Source organism: Weissella sp. LMG 11983 (assembly GCF_025908495.1).
Taxonomy (GTDB): domain Bacteria; phylum Bacillota; class Bacilli; order Lactobacillales; family Lactobacillaceae; genus Weissella; species Weissella fermenti.
This window is the reverse complement of sequence record NZ_JAOZFD010000001.1, coordinates 864,917-887,876: the sequence shown is the minus strand read 5'-3', so window position 1 is coordinate 887,876 and position 22,960 is coordinate 864,917. Positions and strand designations below refer to the sequence as shown.

24 protein-coding genes are annotated in these 22,960 nt (G+C 44.8%); all 24 read left to right on the top strand.

Translation table 11 applies throughout. The annotated features are described in order from the left end of the window. The first annotated feature begins 89 nt into the window (after nt 1-89). The 24 genes from OIT45_RS04720 to OIT45_RS04605 all read left to right on the top strand — a co-directional run bounded on the left by OIT45_RS04720 (nt 90) and on the right by OIT45_RS04605 (nt 22,887). Entirely contained in the window at nt 90-554 is a 465-nt protein-coding gene (locus OIT45_RS04720; RefSeq protein WP_056972764.1) for a MarR family transcriptional regulator, read from the top strand. Next, nucleotides 547-1,506: a metal ABC transporter solute-binding protein, Zn/Mn family gene (locus OIT45_RS04715; RefSeq protein ID WP_242458267.1), complete on the top strand. Its 960-nt coding sequence runs from the start codon at nt 547-549 to the stop codon at nt 1,504-1,506. The genes OIT45_RS04720 and OIT45_RS04715 overlap by 8 nt, the downstream gene beginning before the upstream one ends. Then, on the top strand, nt 1,458-2,198 hold the full coding sequence (locus OIT45_RS04710; protein WP_242458268.1) for a metal ABC transporter ATP-binding protein: 741 nt from the start codon (nt 1,458-1,460) through the stop codon (nt 2,196-2,198). Before OIT45_RS04715 ends, OIT45_RS04710 begins: the two co-directional genes overlap by 49 nt. Then, nucleotides 2,191-2,973 (top strand): metal ABC transporter permease, encoded by a 783-nt coding sequence (locus tag OIT45_RS04705; RefSeq protein ID WP_135518010.1) that lies wholly within the window; start codon nt 2,191-2,193, stop codon nt 2,971-2,973. Before OIT45_RS04710 ends, OIT45_RS04705 begins: the two co-directional genes overlap by 8 nt. Before the next feature lie 119 nt (nt 2,974-3,092). Further along, nucleotides 3,093-4,724, top strand: coding sequence for an ABC-F family ATP-binding cassette domain-containing protein (locus tag OIT45_RS04700; RefSeq protein ID WP_199404304.1), 1,632 nt, complete (start codon nt 3,093-3,095; stop codon nt 4,722-4,724). A gap of 349 nt (nt 4,725-5,073) precedes the next feature. Further along, nucleotides 5,074-5,475, top strand: coding sequence for a hypothetical protein (locus tag OIT45_RS04695; RefSeq protein ID WP_199404305.1), 402 nt, complete (start codon nt 5,074-5,076; stop codon nt 5,473-5,475). Beyond that, nucleotides 5,472-6,776 (top strand): glycosyltransferase family 2 protein, encoded by a 1,305-nt coding sequence (locus OIT45_RS04690; RefSeq protein WP_242458269.1) that lies wholly within the window; start codon nt 5,472-5,474, stop codon nt 6,774-6,776. Before OIT45_RS04695 ends, OIT45_RS04690 begins: the two co-directional genes overlap by 4 nt. Before the next feature lie 145 nt (nt 6,777-6,921). After that, on the top strand, nt 6,922-8,301 hold the full coding sequence (locus OIT45_RS04685) for an MATE family efflux transporter (RefSeq protein WP_199404306.1): 1,380 nt from the start codon (nt 6,922-6,924) through the stop codon (nt 8,299-8,301). A 141-nt stretch (nt 8,302-8,442) separates the two neighbouring features. Beyond that, entirely contained in the window at nt 8,443-8,949 is a 507-nt protein-coding gene (locus OIT45_RS04680; protein ID WP_199404307.1) for a hypothetical protein, read from the top strand. A gap of 147 nt (nt 8,950-9,096) precedes the next feature. Then, the gene (locus OIT45_RS04675; protein WP_135797087.1) at nt 9,097-9,324 is read left to right on the top strand and encodes a hypothetical protein; all 228 of its coding nucleotides are present in this window, start codon (nt 9,097-9,099) and stop codon (nt 9,322-9,324) included. A 10-nt stretch (nt 9,325-9,334) separates the two neighbouring features. Beyond that, complete coding sequence (locus tag OIT45_RS04670; RefSeq protein WP_199404308.1) at nt 9,335-9,565, top strand: DUF2922 family protein; 231 nt, start codon at nt 9,335-9,337, stop codon at nt 9,563-9,565. Nucleotides 9,566-9,745: 180 nt separating this feature from the next. Next, complete coding sequence (locus OIT45_RS04665; RefSeq protein WP_135797089.1) at nt 9,746-11,155, top strand: sugar porter family MFS transporter; 1,410 nt, start codon at nt 9,746-9,748, stop codon at nt 11,153-11,155. Nucleotides 11,156-11,317: 162 nt separating this feature from the next. Beyond that, nucleotides 11,318-12,049 (top strand): amino acid ABC transporter ATP-binding protein, encoded by a 732-nt coding sequence (locus tag OIT45_RS04660; protein ID WP_135797090.1) that lies wholly within the window; start codon nt 11,318-11,320, stop codon nt 12,047-12,049. A gap of 20 nt (nt 12,050-12,069) precedes the next feature. After that, complete coding sequence (locus OIT45_RS04655; RefSeq protein WP_199404309.1) at nt 12,070-13,542, top strand: ABC transporter substrate-binding protein/permease; 1,473 nt, start codon at nt 12,070-12,072, stop codon at nt 13,540-13,542. Between the two features lie 155 nt (nt 13,543-13,697). Beyond that, nucleotides 13,698-14,690: an IS30 family transposase gene (locus tag OIT45_RS04650; RefSeq protein ID WP_264329956.1), complete on the top strand. Its 993-nt coding sequence runs from the start codon at nt 13,698-13,700 to the stop codon at nt 14,688-14,690. Nucleotides 14,691-14,734: 44 nt separating this feature from the next. After that, nucleotides 14,735-15,583, top strand: coding sequence for a metallophosphoesterase family protein (locus tag OIT45_RS04645; protein ID WP_199404728.1), 849 nt, complete (start codon nt 14,735-14,737; stop codon nt 15,581-15,583). A 53-nt stretch (nt 15,584-15,636) separates the two neighbouring features. Continuing rightward, a complete protein-coding gene (locus OIT45_RS04640; RefSeq protein ID WP_135797093.1) occupies nt 15,637-16,698 on the top strand; it encodes a GNAT family N-acetyltransferase in 1,062 nt (353 codons plus the stop codon). 131 nt (nt 16,699-16,829) lie between these two features. Further along, nucleotides 16,830-17,750: a hypothetical protein gene (locus tag OIT45_RS04635; RefSeq protein ID WP_199404729.1), complete on the top strand. Its 921-nt coding sequence runs from the start codon at nt 16,830-16,832 to the stop codon at nt 17,748-17,750. Between the two features lie 23 nt (nt 17,751-17,773). Continuing rightward, nucleotides 17,774-17,914: a hypothetical protein gene (locus OIT45_RS04630; protein ID WP_167470978.1), complete on the top strand. Its 141-nt coding sequence runs from the start codon at nt 17,774-17,776 to the stop codon at nt 17,912-17,914. A 172-nt stretch (nt 17,915-18,086) separates the two neighbouring features. Beyond that, on the top strand, nt 18,087-19,433 hold the full coding sequence (locus OIT45_RS04625) for a sugar porter family MFS transporter (RefSeq protein ID WP_135797095.1): 1,347 nt from the start codon (nt 18,087-18,089) through the stop codon (nt 19,431-19,433). A gap of 190 nt (nt 19,434-19,623) precedes the next feature. Continuing rightward, a complete protein-coding gene (locus OIT45_RS04620) occupies nt 19,624-20,118 on the top strand; it encodes an aminoacyl-tRNA deacylase (protein ID WP_004560088.1) in 495 nt (164 codons plus the stop codon). 2 nt (nt 20,119-20,120) lie between these two features. Then, nucleotides 20,121-20,840: a hypothetical protein gene (locus OIT45_RS04615; RefSeq protein ID WP_199404730.1), complete on the top strand. Its 720-nt coding sequence runs from the start codon at nt 20,121-20,123 to the stop codon at nt 20,838-20,840. A 19-nt stretch (nt 20,841-20,859) separates the two neighbouring features. Next, nucleotides 20,860-21,534: an HD domain-containing protein gene (locus OIT45_RS04610; protein WP_371089198.1), complete on the top strand. Its 675-nt coding sequence runs from the start codon at nt 20,860-20,862 to the stop codon at nt 21,532-21,534. Between the two features lie 144 nt (nt 21,535-21,678). Further along, a complete protein-coding gene (locus tag OIT45_RS04605; protein WP_199404731.1) occupies nt 21,679-22,887 on the top strand; it encodes an RNA-guided endonuclease InsQ/TnpB family protein in 1,209 nt (402 codons plus the stop codon). The last annotated feature ends 73 nt before the right edge of the window (nt 22,888-22,960 follow it).

The following is a 22,960-nucleotide window of genomic DNA, read 5'->3' as shown; positions in this document are numbered from 1 at the left end:
CGCTTTTTTTATATTTCAGGTTGCTAATTTTTTGTCATGTGTGGTATCCTTAACTGGTTAATTAACCGGTAAAGGATAAAGGTGACGGTATGGCGACTGAAGAGTATGCAGAACAATTGGATCATTTTTTAAATGACGTGCGCTTGTTGGCTGAAAATCAACGTGAGATTTTGTTGGGGGATGCGAATTCACCCATTACGACGACCCAAGGCCACGTGTTGATGTTGTTGGCGCAAAACGGGCCACAAACGAATACGGAATTGGCGCACGCCCTGCATGTGTCAGCCGCCGCGATTACCAAGGCGATGAAGGGTCTCAACACGGTTGATGATCCAATGGTCAATGTGGTGCCAGACCCTGATGATGGCCGTGTGTCACGTTGGTCATTGACGACGTTGGGTATTTCAATGGCGACGGCTCACGCGCAGCGTCACCGAGAAACGTTATCTGAATACCAAAGTGTTTTTGCTGTTTTTACGGAACAAGATCAAACAACTATTAGTCACTTTTTGACGTTGGTTGCCGATCGACTCAATGGAGGAAATCATGAGTAATAAGAAACACCCATGGCTATTGGCCATTCCCGCAGTTGCAGTAGTTGGTATGATTGGCGCAGTTGTTTGGACTAGCGTTAACCGAACTGAGAAGGCAGACCAAACTGGTAAGATTAAGGTTGTTGCAAGTTTAGATAGTTACGGTGAGATGGCAAAGGCGGTGTTGGGAAACCAAGGGTCAGTCACGAGCATTATGGACAAGCCTGATATGGACCCGCACGAATTCGAGCCAACTTCAGCAGATGCAAAAATCTACCAAAAGGCAAATGTCATCATTTCAAATGGTGGCGGTTTTGATAACTGGAGCGTGAATTTCGCTAAGCAAAATACTGACGCTAAGGCGATTAACTTGGCTAAGCTATATGATTTTGAAGGCGAGCATGACCACGATGAGGCTGAAGAACATGACCATGATCATGACGAAGACTCAGCCGGTAATGAGCACTTCTGGTATAAGACAGACGTCGCGACGCGCTTGTCAAAGCAACTTGTTAAGACTTATAGTAAGTTAGAACCAAGTAAGCAGGCTTATTTCCAAAAGAATGCAGACAAGTATTTGGCGACCTTGGATGATGTGAAGCAAATGCAACAACAGGTGAAGCAAGACTTGCAGGGAAAGAACGTTATGGCAACGGAACCGGTCTTTGACAATACATTGATTGATTTAGGCGCTAACGTCTTGAACCAATCATTCTCAAAGGCGGTCAACGAGCACCAAGACCCAACCCCTGAAGATATTCGTAATTGGAATGCAGCAATCGATGCTGGTGAAGTATCTGTCGTTATCTACAATCCACAGTCAACGGGTAAGTTGGCTAAGCAGGCCATGACTTATGCTAAGGAACATGGTGTGCCGGTTGTCCAAGCGACAGAAACGAAGCCAGCCGGTAAGACGTACGCCGAATGGCAATACGATCAATTGAAGGCATTAGACGAGGCATTGAAGAAATGACATTATTAACTGGCTCAAACATCGGGATGCAGTTTGGCGACCGATGGCTGTACAAAAACGTTGATTTTAAACTTGAAAATGGGCACGTATTAGCGCTGATTGGTGATAATGGTGTTGGAAAAACAACGTTACTTCGTGCGCTGTTAGGCCAGTTACCACTATCTGCCGGACAATTTGACTGGGAAACCAGCGAAGCGGACCGTGCGATTAGTTACGTGCCTCAATATCGCCCAGATATGCAGGCGTTTCCGCTCCGTATCTCAGATTTCGTGGCGTTGAGTTTCGACCGAGGCATGCGTCCGTGGCTAACGGCAACTGAAAAAGAAAAGTTAAGCCATGTTTTGGCCGACACGCATTTAACGAAGTTGGCGAAAAGTCGCATTGATACTGCCTCTGGCGGTGAACGCCAACGCGCTTATTTGGCCCAAGCATTGGTTCAAAACCCCAATGTCTTAATTCTTGACGAAGCGACGGCTAATTTGGACAACGTGGCGAAGTTTGAATTAATGGATGTGATTCGTGATTATCAAGCGCATCATGAAATCACAGTGATTATGGTTAGTCACGATTTGGAAATTATCCAACGTTATGCGGATGATTATTTGCTGCTAACGCCACAAGGTAGTGAGTTTGGTGAAATTGCTAATCTCGACATTTCAAAGTTGAAGGTAGGTAATCAAAATCATGCTTAGTTATCCATTTATGCAAAATGCCTTAGTGGCTGGGACGTTGATTGCCATCGTGAGTGCGGTGGTTGGTACATTCGTTGTGGCGCGTCGCATGTCGTTTTTGACCCACACGCTGAGTGAAATAGGCTTTGCCGGTGCGTCATTTGCGCTCTTTATGAGCTGGTCACCGTTGGTGGGGATGCTACTGTTCTCAGTGGTTGCCTCAATGACCGTCGGTGAGTTAGGCATTAAAGAAAAGCGTTCTGAATCATTGATTTCGGCCGTCAGTGCGGTAGCGATTGGTTTGGGAATTGCGTTCTTGTCACTCTCAAATAAAAATGCGACAGCCGCAACGGGTATTTTATTCGGTTCGATTTTTAGTATTAGTCGCACCGACGTAATTGAAGTGGTGATTTTGGCATTGCTAGTATTACTAGCTAGCCTATTGATGTTCCGTCAATTACGTCACTATGCATTCGATTATGACACGGCGGTCTTCAGTTTGAAGAACATCCAACTAATCGAAGTAGCGTTCTTAGGCTTGATGGCAACAACGGTGGCGGTTTCCGCTCAAATCGTTGGATCATTGTTGATTTTCATCTTGATGATTCTGCCAGCCAGTGCCGCGATGCGCTGGGGACGCACGGTTTGGCAAATTATTGGCCTGGCAGTTCTGTTCTCAGTAGCAGGGGTCTGGTCAGCGTTGGTACTATCTTATGTCCTAAACCTACCTGTTTCATTTTTCATCGCTATTATTGAGGCAGCAATTTATTTTGCTTCACTATACAAACGCAATTAAATATCAGACGGCAACGGGGCAACTTGTTGCCGTTTTTTAAAACCAATTCCCAAAAATGTTCACAATTTCGGTATAATAAGAAATGACATTAAAAACGAGAAAAGGAAACGTAAACAAATATGCTAACTGTTTCAAACGTATCAGTATCATTTACTGGTAAGAAGCTATACGATGACGTTAACTTGAAGTTCACGCCTGGTAACACATATGGTGTTATCGGTGCCAACGGAGCTGGAAAGTCAACGTTCTTGAAGGTCTTGGAAGGCAAGCTCCAACCAACGACTGGAACGGTCTCAATGGAGGCTAACGAGCGTATGTCATCATTGGTACAAGACCACTTTGCCTTCGACGAGTTCACGGTCTTGGACACTGTTATGCAAGGACACAAGGAATTGTATGACGTTAAGAACCAAATGGATGAAATTTACACGCACGACCCATTTACTGACGAAGATGGTATCAAGGTTGGTGAGTTGTCAGCACGTTTCGAAGAATTGAACGGTTGGTCAGCTGAAACTGAAGCTGCACAATTGTTGCAAAGCTTGGGAATTTCTGAAGACCAACACTACACGATGATGGCTGATCTTCCCGAAGTAACGAAGGTTAAGGTTTTGTTGGCCCAAGCATTGTTTGGTAACCCAGACATCTTGATCCTCGACGAGCCTACCAACGGTTTGGACACGAAGACAATTGCTTGGTTGGAAGACTTCTTGGCTGACTACCAAAACATCGTTATCGTTGTTTCCCACGACCGTCACTTCTTGAACGCCGTTTCAACGATGATCTTGGACGTTGACTTCGGTAAGATTAAGTTGTTCGTTGGTAACTACGACTTCTGGAAGGAATCTTCAGAATTGGCACAACGTTTGCAATCACAAGCAAATGCCAAGAAGGAAGAGCAAATTAAGGAATTGCAAGACTTTATCGCCCGTTTCTCAGCAAACGCTTCAAAGTCAAAGCAAGCAACTTCACGTAAGAAGCAATTGGAAAAGATCACGCTTGATGATATCCAACCTTCAACGCGTAAGTACCCATACATCAACTTTGAAATCCAACGTGAAATCGGAAACGACATGTTGCGCGTTGAAAACCTTTCAAAGACAGTTGATGGTGTTAAGTTGCTGGACAACATCTCATTCACGGTTCGCCCTAATGAGAAGGCCCTAGTTATGGCTGAAAACGACGTTGCCGCTACGGCATTGTTGGACATCATTGCTGGAAACGACACGCCAGATACTGGTGAAGTAACTTGGGGTGTTACGACGTCTCACGATTACTTGGCTAAGGACATGAACGTGAACTTCCCTAAGCCTGAGATGCCAATCTTGGACTACTTGCGTGACTTTGCTTCTAAGGAAGAAAGCGACAACACGTTCTTGCGTGGTTTGTTGGGACGTATGTTGTTCAAGGGTGAAGATGCGGAAAAGACGTTGGACGTTTTGTCTGGAGGAGAAAAGGTCCGCGTTATGTTGTCTAAGTTGATGTTGACGAAGCCAAACGTTTTGGTTTTGGACGACCCAACTAACCACTTGGACTTGGAGTCAATCACGTCATTGAACGATGGTTTGATTAACTTCAAGGGTGGTATCATCTTCACGTCTCACGACCACACGTTTGCTCAAACGATTGCGGACCACATTATCGTGGTTTCAGATCAAGGTGCAATCGACCGTGCCGAGACGACTTACGACGAGTTCATGGCACACCCAGAAGTGCAAAAGCAACTTGCCGAGAAGAACATCACATTGTAATAACATTTAACGAAAAGTCATCGCATTTTGCGGTGGCTTTTTCTTGTTTAACGCACTATTTCGGACGCCTACACCCGTTGAATGTTCAAATTCAAAAACTAAACTTGTCAAAGACTTAAAAAAGTTGAGGAGATGAGTGATGTATAGAACGTTAGCATTAGAGGAATTTCAAAAAGTATTAATCGTCATACTGATAGCAATAGTTGTTAGCTTAGTGGTTATGGTTGTGACACACCATGTGAGTACCATTCGACCTAATAGGCTGAGTCAACCGGATTGGTCAGCGAAGAGAGCAAATGCGGAAACAGTGACGCACGTGTACCAGGATAGATTTTTCAAGGATGGGCATGTGCCGACGATTGTAAAACAGGTGGCGTTGGTGATAATTGCTTGGTTGTGTGTCGTAACGCCAATTATGATTGTTGTTTCGAATTATACTGCGCATGTGGTGATGACAGTTGAAGTGCAGTATCTAAGTAGCTTGTTGGGCTTCGTCTTCGCAGTGGTCGCGAGTTTCTCTGTGGCCATGACGATAGTCCAACGTCGTCGTCGTGCTAAAATTTTGAGTCAGCATCAAACGTTCGATAATGCTTTACAGAATAAGAAGCGCGAGACGTTGGAACGTTATATGACGGCTAATTTTGGCGATGTCACAACAAGACAGAATGTGCGCTACTACGAGGTGGCGCCACATCAGAATATGACACCACAAACGACGCAGGATTTGTTTAAGGAGAATGATTGCTTATGATGAACATGCTTACGCAATTACCCGTTATTTGGCAAGTTATTCTGACAATCTTATGCCTGTATCCGATTATCGGTGCACTGTTCTGGTTCTGTGGGACGGTTTCGTACCAACTCTTGCACCCACGTCATGTAGATGAGAAGTGGGACCAACTGCCAGTTACGGAACAACCGTTTATTACGATTATGATTCCGGCGCATAACGAAGAAGTGATGATTGCGGATACGATTAAGTATTTGATGACCAGGATGAATTACACGCGTTATGAAGTTTTGGTAATGGATGACGGATCGACGGATGAGACACCGGAAATTTTGAATACGCTACAAAGCCAATATCAGAATCTTCGTGTTATTCGGGTGGTTGATAATCAAGGCAAAGCCCATGCGTTTAATATTGGTCTTCATTTTGCGAAGGGGGAGTACATTTTAAGTAATGATGCGGACACATTGCCTGAACCGGATGCATTGATGAAGTATATGAACTACTTCATTCACGAGACGGATATGAATACGGCTGCCGTGACCGCAAACATGGATGTGCAAAATCGATCAACACTGCTAGGAAAGTCACAAACTGTCGAATTTTCAAGCATCGTTGGTGTGATTAAGCGAAGTCAAGCGGCTATTAATGAGTCGATGTATGCCTACTCCGGTGCTAATACGATGTACCGTAAGTCGTTTTTAATTTCGGTAGGTGGGTTCCGTCAAGACCGCGCAACGGAAGATATTAGTATTGCGTGGGATCATCAAATGGCGGGAATGGTGCCGCGATTTGCGCCGAATATCGTGTTTCATATGAATGTACCTGAAACCATTGGTGATCTTTACAAGCAGCGCAAGCGTTGGGCCCAAGGCGGCACGGAAGTTTGGTTAACCAATCTGCCACAATTCCTAAAGCACCCGTGGAAACATCGCTATGTGGCAACGATGTTTGTAGATTCAACGTTGTCAATTGTATGGTCGTTATTCTGGGTGATTTCAACTATTTTGTTAGCAGGAAAATTGGTAATTGCAGCGATGACGCAAAATTGGCAATCGATGCAACAAGTCTTTTTAATGGCAATGGTATTTATTACATTTGAGTTGTTGGCGGGGTTCTTGCAAATTGGAGCTGCCTTGGTTGTGGATCAGAGCGCTGCTAAATTGAAGTATCTATTGTTTGCGCCGTTTTATATGCTGTTCTTTTGGATGATTAATCCGATTACGGTGGTTGTCACGCTGGTACCAGCAATTAAAACGATTATGGGATTCGGTACAGGAACGTGGGTGAGCCCCAAACGACAAAATCTAAATACAAACTAATGATATAGTAGGGATGTTTGCAGGTAGCAAACGTCTCTTTTTTATTACAAGATGGCGCCATTTTCATGAAAGTTCACACTTTGAACAAAACTACTCTATACTATGAATTAATAAGCTTTAAAGTTAGCGGGGGAGTAGCATAAAAATGAATGATTTGACGAAGGGCAGTCCACTTAAGTTGATTGTCATGTTCACCATTCCATTGGTTATCGGATACCTTGTGCAACAAATGTACAATATTTCCGACACTTTGGTTGTTGGGCAAACTTTGGGTGTGACGTCATTGGCGGCCGTGGGGGCAACTGGTGCGATTCAATTCTTGGTTATGGGATTTGTACAAGGGTTTAGCTCTGGGATGTCGATTATCACGGCCCAACGCTTTGGGGCCGGTGATATGAAGGGCGTGCGTCAGTCGTACGCCACGAGTATTATTGCTGGCATTATTATGTCGATTATTTTGACGATTATTAGTTTAGTTTTCATTGATCCATTGCTACGATTGATGCAAACACCTGCCGATATTTTCGCAGAAGCGCGGGTATTTATTGTCATCATCTTGGCTGGAACGATCGCCACGATGGGTTATAACATCATTTCTAATGCCATGCGTGCGGTTGGTGATAGTAAGGCACCGCTGTACTACTTGGTCGTGGGTATGATTTTCAACATCTCATTGGAATTGATTTTGATTTTGAAGTTCGGTTGGGGTGTTGAAGGTGCTGCTTTTGCGACGGTTTTGGCACAGTTCGTGTCAATCGCAGCCTCACACTGGCACATCAGTCGTTACACGGATACGTTGCACCTAACGGGGTCTGACTTCAAGTTGCCAAAGGGTGAGTTGCGTCAGCACATGCTGGCCGGTGTGCCAATGGGCTTCCAACAATCAATCATTGCGATTGGATCAGTAACGTTGGCTGCCGCGGTTAATACGCTAGGTACGGACGCGGTTGCTGCGAATACAGCCGCCTCAAAGGTCGACCAAATCATCATTATGGTTGTTATGTCTTTCGGTGTCACAATGGCAACTTATACGGCCCAAAACTTTGGTGCTCGTAAGTACCACCGTATCATGGTTGGTGTGAAGATTGCTTTGATTTTGGGCATGTCTGTCGGTACGCTGTTGGGAATTCTTGAAATTGCCTTTGGTCGTAGCCTAGTAACGCTGTTCGTTGGTGCGGGTCAACACGAAGTTATGGATTTGGCCCAATTGTACTTCTGGGCAAACGGCCCATTGTACGCCATCCTGGCAACGTTGTTCGTACTTCGTTACACATTGCAAGGATTGGGTGACGTGAAGACACCAACGCTTGCCGGCGTCGGTGAAATGGTGGTTCGTTCTGTCGCTGCGTTCTCTTTGGTTGTTTGGTTCGGCTTCTTTGGTGCCAGCTTGGCCAACCCATTGGCATGGATTGGTTCACTGGTATTCTTGGTGCCGGCTTGGATCAAGGTTGTCCGTGGTTTGAAAGCGAAAATCGCAGCCGGCGAAGAAGGGTTAGCCCCAACTTTGTCACTTAAAACTGAATAAAATGTTAACGGTCGGGATGGAATTGTCTATCTCGACCGTTTTTGTCAAATCATCCGCTCAAAGGCAGATTATTTGAAACGAAATCGTAACAATAGCATAATGGGTGTACGAACTGCTTCGGAATTTTAGGAGGAGGCCATTATGTATTACGTCGTTAATCAACAAAAAGATACGTTAACTTTTTATTTTCCAGACGGCACGTCAGATTTTCTTATTGAGAAATTACATCGTATGTCTCGGCCTAATCTGACGAAGCTAATCGAACCGTTTAGTCTCGGTGAGCATATCGAGGATGCGATGGCGTTTAAACAAGAATTTTCTGTCTATGAAGCCGATGATTTACAAATTGTGTCGAAACCAGAGTTAATTGAGTTGCTCCAAATCGGTGCCAAAGAGGTGAATCAGGAACGCGACCGACGCGAGGATACTTTAACGATGACCATGGGGTTAGTCTTGGCTGGCCCGTTGCTATTCTTCTTGGATATGGTCATTTTTGAGAGCTTCGGCTTGAATGTACTTCTTTCGGAAATTGGGGCCGGTGCTGTAGTTGTTTTCCTATTTGTGGCCTGGATTGTGGTTGCTTGGACCACCTGGGGAACGAAATTGGAAGCCAAATTCGAGGACGTGATTTCCCGTCGAAAATTTTAATTTGCTGGACACTGCAAGAAATTGTGGTGTCTTTTTTGATTTGTGCGACATTTTACGCCGGTTATTTCGTTAGTATAAGTGTCAGCAAATAACAGCTGATAAGCAGAGCAGGTGGCCACGCGCTCAACGACGAATTTGGAGGAAAGAATGATGGCAGTAGATAAGGTAGGCGAAAAGGCAGTTGATGACCGTATTACGGTACGGATCATGGGGATGGATCGTAACGAGAATAAGATTACGCGTCGCTTTAAGGTCGCAAAGGGAACACCAGCAACGGAATTGCGTCGACTAGCAATGGTCATGATGATGTTGGGGGCAGAAACTAATATCGAAAGTATTGTGACATCTGAAGTCAAAGCAGTGTCAGCAGCGTAGGAGGAAGAAGATGACCAAGGTATTGAAGATGGTATTTGAATCAACGAATGCAGAAAAGCCGAATCAAACGTCAATTTTGAAGATGGCCGATATTGATGAATCACTCACAAGCGAACGTGTCGCTGCTGAAATGGCAAAGTTAGCAAGCTTTAACTTTATTGTTGACGGTAAGGGGCAGGTCCGCTTAGGTAAGCCAAAGTCTGCGAGTTTGGTGACAACTGAGAAGCGTCCGGTATTTTAGTATAAATGTGCAAGAGTGTCCAATAACGGACACTCTTTTTTGCCTGTTTTGTGAATTTTGTAACTTTTAAATGTTTATACTTGTAAACGCTTCCAAAAAGAGTATTATACTTTGTGTAGCGAGTTAGTTTTTTGGGCAAACTAACTAATTGTTATTTATGTTTAGTACAGGAGAGTAAACATGCAAACGCAGACAGGAAAGAAGTCACTTTCGACTAATTTGATTTATTTCTTTGGTGCTTTGGGGGGATTGCTTTTCGGATATGACACTGGTGTTATTTCTGGAGCTATTTTATTTATTGAAAAGCAATTGAACTTGGGCGAATGGCAACAAGGTTGGGTTGTTTCAGCCGTGTTGCTTGGAGCCATTATTGGTGCCGCAATTATTGGACCATCTTCAGATAAGTATGGTCGTCGTAAGTTGTTGATGGTTTCATCAATCATCTTCATCATCGGAGCTTTGGGATCATCAGTTGCTCATAACTTTGAGCTATTGGTTGCTTCACGTATTGTGTTGGGTATCGCCGTTGGTGGTGCTTCAGCCTTGATCCCAACTTACTTGTCAGAATTGGCACCCGCCGATAAGCGTGGTGGAATCGGAACCATGTTCCAATTGATGATTATGACAGGTATCTTGTTGGCCTACATCTCAAACTACGCTTTGTCTGGCTTTGATCTAGGATGGCGTTGGATGTTGGGGTTGGCGGCTGTGCCTTCAATCATCATGTTCTTCGGTGGAATCGCCTTGCCAGAATCACCTCGTTACTTGGTTCGTAAGGGTCAAGACGACGAAGCTTTGGCAGTTTTGACGCAATTGCAAGATAACTCAGAATCTGCACAAGCTGAATTGGCTGACATTAAGTTGCAAGCTTCAATGGCTAACGGTGGATTCAAGGAATTGTTTGGTATCATGGCACGCCCAGTGTTGATTATGGCAATGGGATTGGCTATCTTCCAACAAGTCATGGGATGTAACACAGTTTTGTACTACGCCCCAACAATCTTTACTGATGTTGGTTTCGGTGTTAGTGCTGCCTTGATTGCCCACATCGGAATCGGTGTCTTCAACGTTATCGTTACTTGGGTAGCCATGAAGATGATGGACAAGGTTGACCGTAAGAAGATGTTGATTTGGGGTGCCTGGGGAATGGGTATTTCATTGTTCATCATGTCATTCTCAATGCACTTCTCAGGTCAATCACAAGCTGCCTCATACATCTGTGCGGTTGCGTTGACGATTTACATCGCCTTCTTCTCAGCAACTTGGGGACCAGTTATGTGGGTTATGATCGGTGAGTCATTCCCATTGAACATCCGTGGTTTGGGTAACTCATTTGGAGCCGTTGTTAACTGGGCTGCAAACGCCATCGTTTCATTGACGTTCCCACCATTGTTGAACTTCTTCGGAACTGGTTCATTGTTCATCGGATACGCCGTTTTGTGTATCGCAGCTATCGCGTTCGTTAAGTACTTTACAATCGAAACGCGTAACCAATCACTTGAGCAAATCGAAGCTGACCTTCGTTCACGTGCCCACGCTAAGGGTTGGCGCGAAGATGAAGCCACGATTTCAGAACACGTTGCCCAATAATAAAACAAACTCTCTCACAGGGGTTAAAACGCCATTGCATACGTTGCAATGGCGTTTTTGTATTTAATCCAGTGATATTTATGCAAAAATAAACAAAGTTATTGCATAAATTTTCGTTACCTGTTAATATTTATCCATTGAATACGAAATGGGGAAACGGTTATGGCGATTTTAACGATTAAAAACTTCCACAAAGAATATGGCGACAAGGTCATTTTAAAAGATATCAACGCTTCTGTTGAAGAGGGTGACGTGATTGCATTGCTTGGTCCTTCAGGTACTGGAAAGTCAACGTTGCTACGCGGTTTAAATATGTTAGATCGTCCGACTTCTGGTGAAGTTATCTTTGATGGACAGGATATCTCAAAGGCAACGGAAGCTGAATTGGATAAGATTCGTCAAGACATGGGGATGGTGTTCCAAAGCTTCAACTTGTTCCCAAACATGTCAGTTATCGACAACGTTAAGATTGCGTTGTTGAAGGTTAAGGGTATGGCTGATGATGAAGCCACACAAATTGCCGAAAAGTTCCTAGCAAAGGTTGGGTTGGCTGAAAAAGCGCAAGCATATCCGGCTTCATTGTCAGGTGGACAACAACAACGTGTAGCGATTGCGCGTGCCTTGGCAATGAATCCTAAGATTATGTTGTTCGACGAACCAACGTCAGCGCTTGACCCTGAAATGGTCGGTGAAGTGTTGAAGACGATGCGTGAGTTGGCCCAAGAAGGCATGACGATGCTGGTTGTCACGCACGAAATGGGATTTGCGCGTGAAGTGGCGTCAAAGATTTGGTTCATGGCTGATGGTGATATGACGCAATATGATAATCCAGAAGCATTTTTCGAAAACCCAGATTCAGAGCGTGCGCAAAGTTTCTTGGCAAAGATGTTGTAAGACAGTAGGAGAATGAGTATATGCATAAGTGGGTATTAAAAGTTGTGACAGCTGTCATGGCGACATTATTAATGATTGGTTCCTTTGCTGGTTTGACTTCCGTTCAAGCTGCGGAAACGGATCCGGTACTTTCTAAAATTGAAAAAAGTGGTAAGTTGATTGTCGGAACATCAGCGGATTACGCACCATACGAGTTCCACACAACGGTGAATGGTAAGGACAAGATTGTTGGGTTTGACATCTCAGTTGCCAACGAAATTGCCAAGCGTTTGGGCGTAAAGTTGGTTGTTCAAGAAATGAGCTTTGACGCATTGCTCGGTGCTGTTAAGACGGGTAAGGTCGACATGGTTGTGGCCGGTATGACGGCGACACCTGAGCGTGAACAAGAAGTTGCCTTTTCAGAACCATACTTTGTTGATAAGAACGTGGTGATGACACTGAAGAAGAACGCGAATAAGTTGGCCAACTTGAATGATTTGAAGAAGGCAACATTGGCTGCTCAAATTTCATCAATTCAAGAGGACGCTGCTAAGCAAGTTGGTGCTAAGAAGGTTGTGTCATTGAAGAAGGTGAACGATGCCGTGACGCAATTGACACAAAGCAAGGTCGATGGTGTCGTTGTGCCGGACACGACGGCCGACAGCTATATGGACCAAAGTAACCAATTTGCAGTTGCGAAGGCCACGTTGCCAGGTGAAACGAACGGTTCTTCAGTTGTGATGGCTAAGAACGCAACGGTTTTGCAAAGCAAGGTCGATAACATTTTGGAAAAGCACGTTATCGGTGACCCACTAGACAAGTGGAAGGACGAAGCAATCGCCTTGATGAACCACAAGGAGTCATTCTTTGAGAAGTACGCGCCCTACTTTGTTAAGGGAACACTTTACACGGTTGGTTTGGCGGTTATCGGTGTGTTCTTCGGAATCATTCTTGGTGTCCTATTGGCCTTGATGAAGCTTTCAAGTATCAAGCCATTGAAGTGGTTGGCCGTTGCGTATATCGAAGCCGTTCGTGGTGTGCCACTTTTGATCCAAGTGTTCATTGTGTACTTTGGAACGCAAGTAATCGGCTTGGATGTTTCAAGTTTCATGGCTGGTGCGATTGCTATGTTCTTGAACTCAGCCGCATATGTTGCTGAAATTATTCGTTCAGGAATTCAAGCTGTGCCAGCTGGTCAAACTGAAGCTGCGCGTTCACTTGGTTTCACGAAGATGCAAACGATGCGCTTTATGGTGTTGCCACAAGCCATCAAGAACATCTTGCCAGCCTTGGGTAACGAGTTTGTGACGGTTATCAAGGAAGGTTCAGTTGTATCAGTCATCGGTGTTGGTGAATTGACGTTCCAAACGTCAGTGGTGCAAGGCGCCTCATTTAAGCCATTTATTCCATTGATGATTACAGCAGCTATCTACTTCATTTTGACGTTCGGTATCAGCCGTGTGTTGGGCCGTTTCGAGAAGAAGTTGCAACAATCAGATCGTAAGATGATTTAAGTTAAAGCCCCAGTTCCCTTTTCGCGGGAATTGGGGCATTTTTGTGCTCTTGAATTTACAATTCAAGTGCAACACTAAGCTAAATAAAAACTGACTCATAATGAACCAGCGTAAAATGTAGTTTGTCTAGAACATACAGAACGCGAGGAAACATTATGAGTCATTATCATCAGCTTACCGCATTTGATCGCGGACGTATAGAAGTTTTACTCAGAGAAGGGTTGTCAATGCGTAGCATTGCAAAAGAAATTGGTAGAAGCGCTTCGACAATCTCTCGTGAGATTGCCCGCTGTGTTGGCTCAACTTATGAAGCTGAGGATGCCGATCAAAAGCACATGCTTGCTCGAACGAAGTCGCATAAACACCGAAAGTTAGATAACACTGAACTGCGAGAACTAGTTATATATGGAATTAATCAAAAACATTGGTCGCCTGAACAGATAGCTGGTCGACTAAAGATATCAAAAGGTCATACGATTATTAGCGCAAATACAATCTACCGAGCGATTTATAGAGATAACTTGGGCCAGCCGGTGAAAAGTCACAAAGCTCGGGGCATTGCTCGTGCGCTTCGGCATAGAGGAAAAACTCGACATACTAAAGGTCATGTCGAGCGTCGAGGTAAGATTAGAATTCCAAATACGATTGACGAGCGACCTGCAGAAGCAGGTTGTCGCTCTCGAATTGGAGATTGGGAACTGGACACTGTTATTGGCCGTAAAGGCGGTCAAGTATTGGTCACAATGGTTGATAGGAAGACCAGAATATTACTTTCAAAACGAGCGGCATCAAAGAAAACCGTCGATGTTATGAGAATCATAGGTTCAATGCTAGATTCCCTTCCAACTAGTCAGATACAGACTTTAACTCCAGACCGCGGAAATGAATTCAGTGCGCAAGATGAGATAACAAAGAAATTCGATGTCCAGTTTTACTTTCCTGATCCCCACGCTCCATGGCAACGTGGGACCAACGAAAATACAAATGGGCTAATCCGTGAGTACGTCCCTAAAGGGACTGCAATCGAAGATTATTCAGACGAATACATTGAACAAATGGTTGAGCAAATTAATAGCCGACCTCGAAAGCTTTTCGGCTGGAGATCGGCTAAAGAATATTATTTATCTCAAGTGTTCCGGTTGAATTGACAATTCACCCTTACAATAACAGTAACGAAATGGAGGCGTGTGACATGACAAAGGTGGCGGTATTATCTGACGTGCACGGTAACGTAACCGCATTGGCGGCGACGATTGCGGATGCCAAGGAACAAGGTGCTGATGAATTCTGGTTCTTGGGCGATTTATTTATGCCGGGACCAGGTGCACATGATGTGGTTGAAAGGTTGCGTGAGCTAAACGTGACGGTTTGGCTTCGCGGTAACTGGGATGACTTCATGTTCGCAGCGTTGGAGCGAACGGTGGACTACAACAAGCCAACGCGTGTTTATACGGCACGTCTATCGGCCTATGTCATGCAACACATGCCAAAAGCAGATTATGACTTTATCATGGCCTTGCCAGTGTCTGATACACGTAACGTTGAAGACCTAACTTTTACGTTGTCGCACAATATGCCAAATAAGAATGCGGGTCATGAGTTGTTGCCAATGAGTGATCAGTATTATTTTGATGCGCTATTCTTGGGGCGTGATGCGGATGTTGCCATCTATGGTCACACCCACCAAATGATTTACCGCACGGCTTCGGATGGTCGGGCAATTTTGAACCCCGGTTCAGTCGGTAGTCCATTTTCATTGAAGCGCAAGATGCGTCAAAACCGCGAAGCCCGTTACTTGATGTTGGATGTTGAAGGGACGCGTTTCGCAACGGATTTCCGCACGGTCGCATATGACCAAGCAGATGAGATGGCGCTTGCTGAAGAGCGCGGCTTGCCATATTTGGACTTGTACCGCAATTTGGTCTACGAAGGTTTGGGTTACGTGCATGATGCGCCAACGGTTGCCAAGGAAAACGACCGTTATGGTTATGGCGCGGAGACGAAAGAGGTGCTCCGTGAGTTAAGGCAAGCTTACAAGTAGCCTTGTGGGGTATAATAAAAGTACTGAACTTTGAGATAGGAGGGCGCACCGAAATGGATGTGAAGCGCTATACACAATTTGAACAATTGGTGCGTTCGTTGAATGAAGCCAATGTCACACCAATCGTTTCAGGCGGATTCGCATTGGAAATCTTGTCCGGATATGACTTGGATAGTAAGTTGGCACCGTTGATTTTGGATGATGATGTCATCGACAATGAATTGATGATTGAATCTGTCATGCGCACGGTTGGTTTTGAACGTTTAGACATGCCAGAATTGGTGTTCTCAAACGCTGATGACACGTTGTCAGTTGCCTTTATGCCACAAAGTGCGGTCGAACCGCTAATCGGGCATAAGTTGCCCGGTCAATTCATCTTCACGCACACCGAACCTGAGTTCCACGTGCTAACGACGTACGATTTGTACAATTTGTTTGGCCACTTGATTGGTGACCCAGACCGTAGCGAGAAGTTGCGTCATGGGGATGCACAAAAGTTGCGTTTCATGAAGCAATTGGGCTACATCTTTGACCGCTTCCCAATGCGCCAAATGAATGAGACACATCCATTATTGGATGTGACATTTGAATTCTTGGGCGACAAGGATTTCGACCAAGTCGACAAGCTTATCCGTAGTGCGTTTGACGATGCCAACTACAGCACTGGTGAAGAAGAACAATTGGTACGTCGTTTGCGCGCGGGTAACCCATTTGGTCGCAAGCCAATTGAAATCGTGGCTAAGCGTGGTGACGAAATTTTGGGTTACGTCATCGTGTCAGCTGCGACGGTCGCAGATAACCGCACCGGTACAGCAGTCGGTGTTGTTGGACCAGTCGTTGTTGACCCACTTCACCGCGGCCGTGGCTTAGGATGGCGCTTAGTTGAAGAAGCCGAAATCGCAGCTCGTTTTGCTGGTTACGGTGTCTTGGCAGCGATTGGTTGGCCAGGGTACTGGAACCAATTTGGCTATATTCGTTCAACGGAGTTTGGTGTTAAACCTGCCTTTGAAATCACTCCCGAATTCTTCATGGTGAAGGAGCTGTACCCATCAGCGCTATTGCGTACGAATGGCACATTCCGCTTCCCAGATGAATGGCAATACGATCAAGAATAATGATGACGCTGGTCTTTTACGAAAAAGGCCAGCGTTTTTCGTATTTTCATATCAATTGTGCAACATTTATTAGGTAAGATAGTCTTAATAGAAGTAGTGGGTAGAGATACCAAATAATTGAGGTGAAAATTATGCAAGGACTTGGAGAACTAACAGATTTAGAGCTTGAAAAGAAGATTAACTCAGAGCCCAAGGAAACAGTCAGCAAGAAGTTTGGCTGGGACTGTGACGTTATGCACCCCGAAGCAATCGTTGAAGCAACGGAGTCCGTTTTGTCACGTATGGATAAGCTAGCGGACGTCATTGATGTTCGTGATAACGAATTGTATATTCATGACCGTGACCGTATTTTGGCAGCTGCTAAGGAGCTTAAAGTGGGTGACACGGTAGCGGACTTGGCGTCAATTGTGACTGAATTCCGTATTCGCTTGATGTTTGCGCCATTGCGTTTCTTCGAAGGTGATCGCGACATGCTTAAGAAGGTTGCTGAAAACATCGTTGATTCATATGCAATTGCCAGCGAAGATCCCGTTATTGAAATGGCGCTACGTGGTATGCGTGAGCGTACTGAAGAAGAATTGACGGCTGACGATTATGAGACGGTCATTAAGTCATTCATTCGCTTTGTGCCAGCGTTCCGTGACTCAAACATTCGTATGTTGGGCCAATTGATTCAATCAATGCACCGTGAAGCTGAAGTGTTTGGATTCGCAAACGATCCTGAAATCATCACGTTCTTCCAACAATTGGATATCGTGGTGGCAGGCGCTATCCGTCCGGATGAGTTTATGGCCATTACGGACATGTTGAATGACTTCGAGCCAACCATCACGAACCGCGTTGTTGAATTGGCACCAATCGAAGTGCTTCACCAATTTACGATGAACGTGATTAGCGGTGTGAACACGGCCCGTGAGCAAGGTTTGTCATTCGGTGCCGATGCAGATAAGCGTCTTGAACATGCGGTAACTGAGCTAAATCGTGGTATGCTAGAACGTGAGGATTACGGTAATATTCTACGAGGCATTCGTTCATTACACGTTGAATCATAATTACGACAAAGCAGGTCTTTACCATGATCAGAAATATCTTAAGTTTGGTGGGGCTATTTATCGCCACCTCTTTGATTGTTGTGGGTAAGGACATTCGACGACCAATTATCACGATCGCCGGTGTCCTGCTGGCAATCGCGACAGTGCTATATTGGTTGCAATAAATGAATTTTAAAAATGACTCGTATCCATTGGGATGCGGGTCATTTTTTTGCATTTCCCGTATAAAGCACAAAATAAATCCGGAATTTACATGAAAGCGCTTGCAAGCGTCCGAAAAGTAAGTTATATTAAGCCGGTGAGATATTTTAATTACTATTTGTGAGGGAACGCGTAATGAAGATTAACGTTTGGTTTATTTTCTTCTTTGGGGCACTGGGAGGCTTGCTCTTTGGATTTGATACAGGAATTATTTCAGGAGCCTCTCCATTGATTGAAAGCAATTTTAAGTTGACGGTTGCTGAAACCGGCTTCGTAACGTCAGCTGTATTGATTGGATCAGCGGCTGGTGCGCTAGGGGTTGGACCTTTGGCTGACCGCTTTGGTCGTAAGAAGTTGTTGATTTTGGCTTCTTTGTTCTTTATCGCCGGTTCATTGATGACGGCGTTTGCAACTGGCTTTGGTACGATGGCCATCGCCCGTATCGTGTTGGGATTGGCCGTTGGGTCAGCGTCAGCATTGACGCCGGCTTACTTGGCTGAATTGGCCCCTGCCAAGCACCGTGGTTCATTGGGGTCAATGTTCCAATTGATGATTACGGCCGGAATTTTGTTGGCCTACGTGTCTAACCTTGGTTTCTTGGGTCACGACTTTATGGGAATCCGTGACTGGCGCTGGATGCTTGGATCAGCTTTGATTCCAGCTGTCTTGTTGTTCGTGGGTGGCTTGTTGCTACCAGAGTCACCACGCTTCTTGTTTGCGAAGGGTGATAAGGAAAATGCAGAACGCGTTTTGACGCACTTGCGCGCTAAGTCCGGTGAATCAGTCGAAGCCGAATTGGCTGCGATGGCCGAAGTTGATAAGCAACCAAAGGGTGGTTTGAAGGATTTGTTCACGATTGCCCGTCCAGCGGTGATTGTTGCCATTGGAATCATGTTCTTGCAACAATTGGTTGGTATTAACTCAGTAATCTACTTCTTGCCACAAGTGTTCATCAAGGGATTCGGCTTTAACGAAGCCAACGCCATTTGGATTTCAGTTGGAATCGGTGTGGTTAATTTCGTGGTAACGATTTTGGCAACCATGATTATGGATAACTTCAACCGTAAGACGTTGTTGACGTTTGGTTCAATTGTTATGACGGTCGCTTTGGCTATCTTGACAGTCTTGAACTACACGGTATCAGTTGAAACGGCCGCTATTCCAACTATGTTGTTGATTGCAACGTACATTTTCGGATTCGCCATTTCATGGGGACCGATTGCTTGGTTGTTGATTGGTGAAATCTTCCCAATGTCAGTGCGTGGAATCGGTTCATCGATCGGTTCAGCTGCCAACTGGATTGGAAACTTCTTGGTATCACAATTCTTCTTGGTATTGTTGGCTGTCTTCCACAACAATGTGGGTGGACCATTCGGGGTCTTCGCAGTCTTTGCCTTCATCTCAATTTTCTTCGTTCGTTACCTCGTGCCAGAGACGCGCGGTAAGTCACTTGAAGAAATCGAAATGGAATTGCGCAAGTAGTCAATAGAAAACAAAAAGGCTCGTACGTCGCAAAACGTACGAGCCTTTCTTCATGTACCTGGCTCAAAGCCGAGAAATACGTCTCAAAAGTACATGAAGGGTTAGTCGGACTTTTAGTGTACACCATTTAAGCGTATATTAATAGGTACTAGATTTAGTGAGAAGTGTTCTGAAGAATGGAGAGATAATCATGGCTAAGAAAGAGCGTATTAAGAAGATCCTTGTCGAGCAAATTCTTGATAAGGCTAAGATTCCATATGAAAGCATTGTGTTTGCTGGCGGTATGAACCGCGACCAGGCCGAATTGGATAATTATGGCCTAACTGACCATGATATCTACAAGACATTGGCTTTGATTGGAAATGTCACTGGCCCAGTTATCGGTATTGTGCCAATGGATGCCCACTTGGACGAAAAGAAGTTGGCTGCCGTGTCAGGTAACAAGAAGGTCAACATGATTCCGACGAAGGATTTGCAAAAGACGACTGGTTACATTCACGGTGCGAATAACCCAGTTGGTATCTGGCAAACGAAAAAGTTCCCAATTTACTTTGATAATAGTGCCAAGGAAGCCGGTACGATTACGTTGTCGGCGGGTGAAGTGGGCCGTTCAATTCGTTTGGATGCCGAGCAATTGGCTGAGTTTGTGCACGCAAAGTTTGCGGACATTCGCACGGCTGACTAACCATGAGTTGGACAATTATCTGGCAAACTTGGGTGTTCATAATTGGCATTTTCTTTGTGTTACCTTTAATTGGTAGTGCGCTGATTTCAGTGGTCACAACCCGCACCAATCAACATTTGATGCGCGCATTTGGACTCAATGCACCGCTCATTTTTGGCTGGTTTGGCGTGATGATTCATGAAATTTCGCATGCAGTGATGTCAATCATCTTCGGTCACCATGTTGACAAAATTAAGTTACTGCAAAATCCGTTCAAGGAAGGTAACGAGAACCGCATGGGGTATGTGTCACATGCCTGGAATCCGAAGAATAAGTACCAACAACTCGGTAACTTTTTCATCGGAATGGCACCCATCTTCGGGATTGCCTTAATCAGTTGGGGGTTAACGAAGCTATTGTGGCCACAACTACTAATTGCCTTTCACGACGGTAGTAGCGTCTGGTTGAATACGGCGTGGTGGCAAGTTGCACTGTGGATTTATGCTATTTTGAATTTGAGTTTGGCTTTGAATCTAAGTGATGCTGATTGGCAAAACACAAAGAGCGGGGCGTTGTATTACTTTATCTTTTTGACCATCGTTGCCTTAGGCGTTGGCCTTTGGATTAACGATGCGTTTATTATTTGGGAAACCGTTGGCCGACCAATCGCCTACTTCTTTGGCGGTGTGTTGGCAGCGACATTTATCATGTACATGTTGACTGCGATTATCGGTCGACGTTAATAAAAATTGGGGAATAATGATGACAAAAACAGAAGAACAACAATTGGTTGCTATTACTGCTTTTATGCAAAAGGTACTTGGTGGGGATGAATCAGGGCATGATACGACACACATTGATCGTGTTGTGGCGCTGACTAAGCACATTTTGACGACGGAACCAACGGCGGATGAGTTTATCGCGGTGGCTGCGGCGACGTTGCATGACACGTATGACGATAAGTTATTTAAAAATGTCACAAGCGCCAAACAAGCAGTTGTGGATATGTTGACGGATAATGGTATTGATGAGGCTAAACAGGCTGAAATTTTCCAAATTATCGATAACATGTCATGGAGCAAGCAACGTTTCGGTAACCCAGAGCCACTCACATTGGCTGGTCAAATCGTGCAAGATGCTGATCGTCTTGAAGCGATTGGTGCGATTGCTGTGGCCCGTGTCATTCAATATGGTGTCCAAAAACATCATATTTTGTATGACCCGACGATGCCGCCGCGTGATTTGAAGACGAAGGCCGATTATCGTGATGCAACGGGCGAAACGATGATTAACCATTTCTATGAAAAGCTATTTTTGCTCAAGGATTACCTCAATACTGACGAAGGAAAGCGAATTGGTGCGAAGCGCGATGCGATTATGCATGAATTCGTGGCGCAGTTTGAAGCGGAATGGGCAGGAACTGATTATCTAAATTAAAAATATAAGGAGGTAGCAAAACATAGAAAATCAGCACAGTAACTAAGTGGAGAATGCTGATTGATTAAACAAACTGAAGATTACTTTTCACACTAACTAAAATCGGGTATAATTAAGTTATTCCTAACAAAGGTGGTGAGAAAAATGATTAAAACGCATAAAGTTAAAATTTATCCTAACGTCACAATGAGTAAGGAGTTAGAAAAGCTTTTTGATTATCGACGCTTTATTTGGAATAAGGGCTTGGAAGTTTGGCAAGAGATGTATGAGGAATCGCAATTGATGGCCGATAAACATCTCTTGCCAAATGAGCGTAAGGTGCGTGATGAGCTAGTTCGCGATAAAGCAGACTGGCAATATCGGTTGTCTGCACGTGTCTTGCAGCTGGCAGTTAAAGACTTGGCGGAAGCATGGAACTATTTCTTTAACCCGAATATGCCAAACCATCAGCGACCGCGGTTTAAATCCAAGAAAAGATCAGCTAAATCTTTCACGACGGATCGGGCTAAGATTATCGCTGGTAAGTTACGCTTGGATAAGTCTCGAGAAGGTATTTCGAAGTGGTTTGACATCCGCCTGGCTGAGATTCCACGATGGAATGGTGAGTTGAAGCTGGTGAGTGTCAAGTTAGAAGCGGACGGCTATTACGCATCGTTGGTCATTGAAATGCCAGAGGTTGTGGTAGAACACAAGCAATTAAAAGCAACAGGAGTCGATGCCAATATCGGGTGCTTCGTTTATCAAGACGATGATGGATATCAAACGCAGGCAACATTGCCGGACAGCTTACTAAAACTTTATGAGCGTGTGATATTGTATCAACGCCAACTTGCCCGTAAACGGGTTGAGAATCCTAAGAAGTACAATTCGAAGCAGTACCAGACAACGAGAGCCAAGTTGAAGCGGTGCTACCAACGAATTGCGAGCATTCAAGGGGACATTCTGAACAAGTTTACGAGCAAGTTGGTGGTGAACTATGGGGTGATTGGCATCGAGAACTTGGATTGTCACCGCATGAAGATGAACAAGCGCTTGGCGAAAAATCTGCATCGGTCAATGTTTGGTAAATTCCAACTGATGATGCGGTACAAAGCGGAATGGCAGGGTGTGACGCTAGTATGTGCGGATCAATTTTTTCCAAGTACGCAACGTTGTTCAAACTGCGGGCATATTAAGTCCGGTGTCGATAAAATTACGCTGAACGGCAATCGCAAACACGGGACAAAGCATCATGAGTACGTTTGTTATGAATGCGGTTTTGAAGCGGATCGTGATGAGAATGCCGTTGAAAATTTGAAGCAATATGCAATTAATTCAGTTTGGGGGCAGGTTATTGTCCCGACTATTGGGTAACTGATAGTTTAGGTGCGTCCAGAGATGGTCAATGCGGCTGAGAGATTTATCAAAGTCGGAATACTATTGTTTG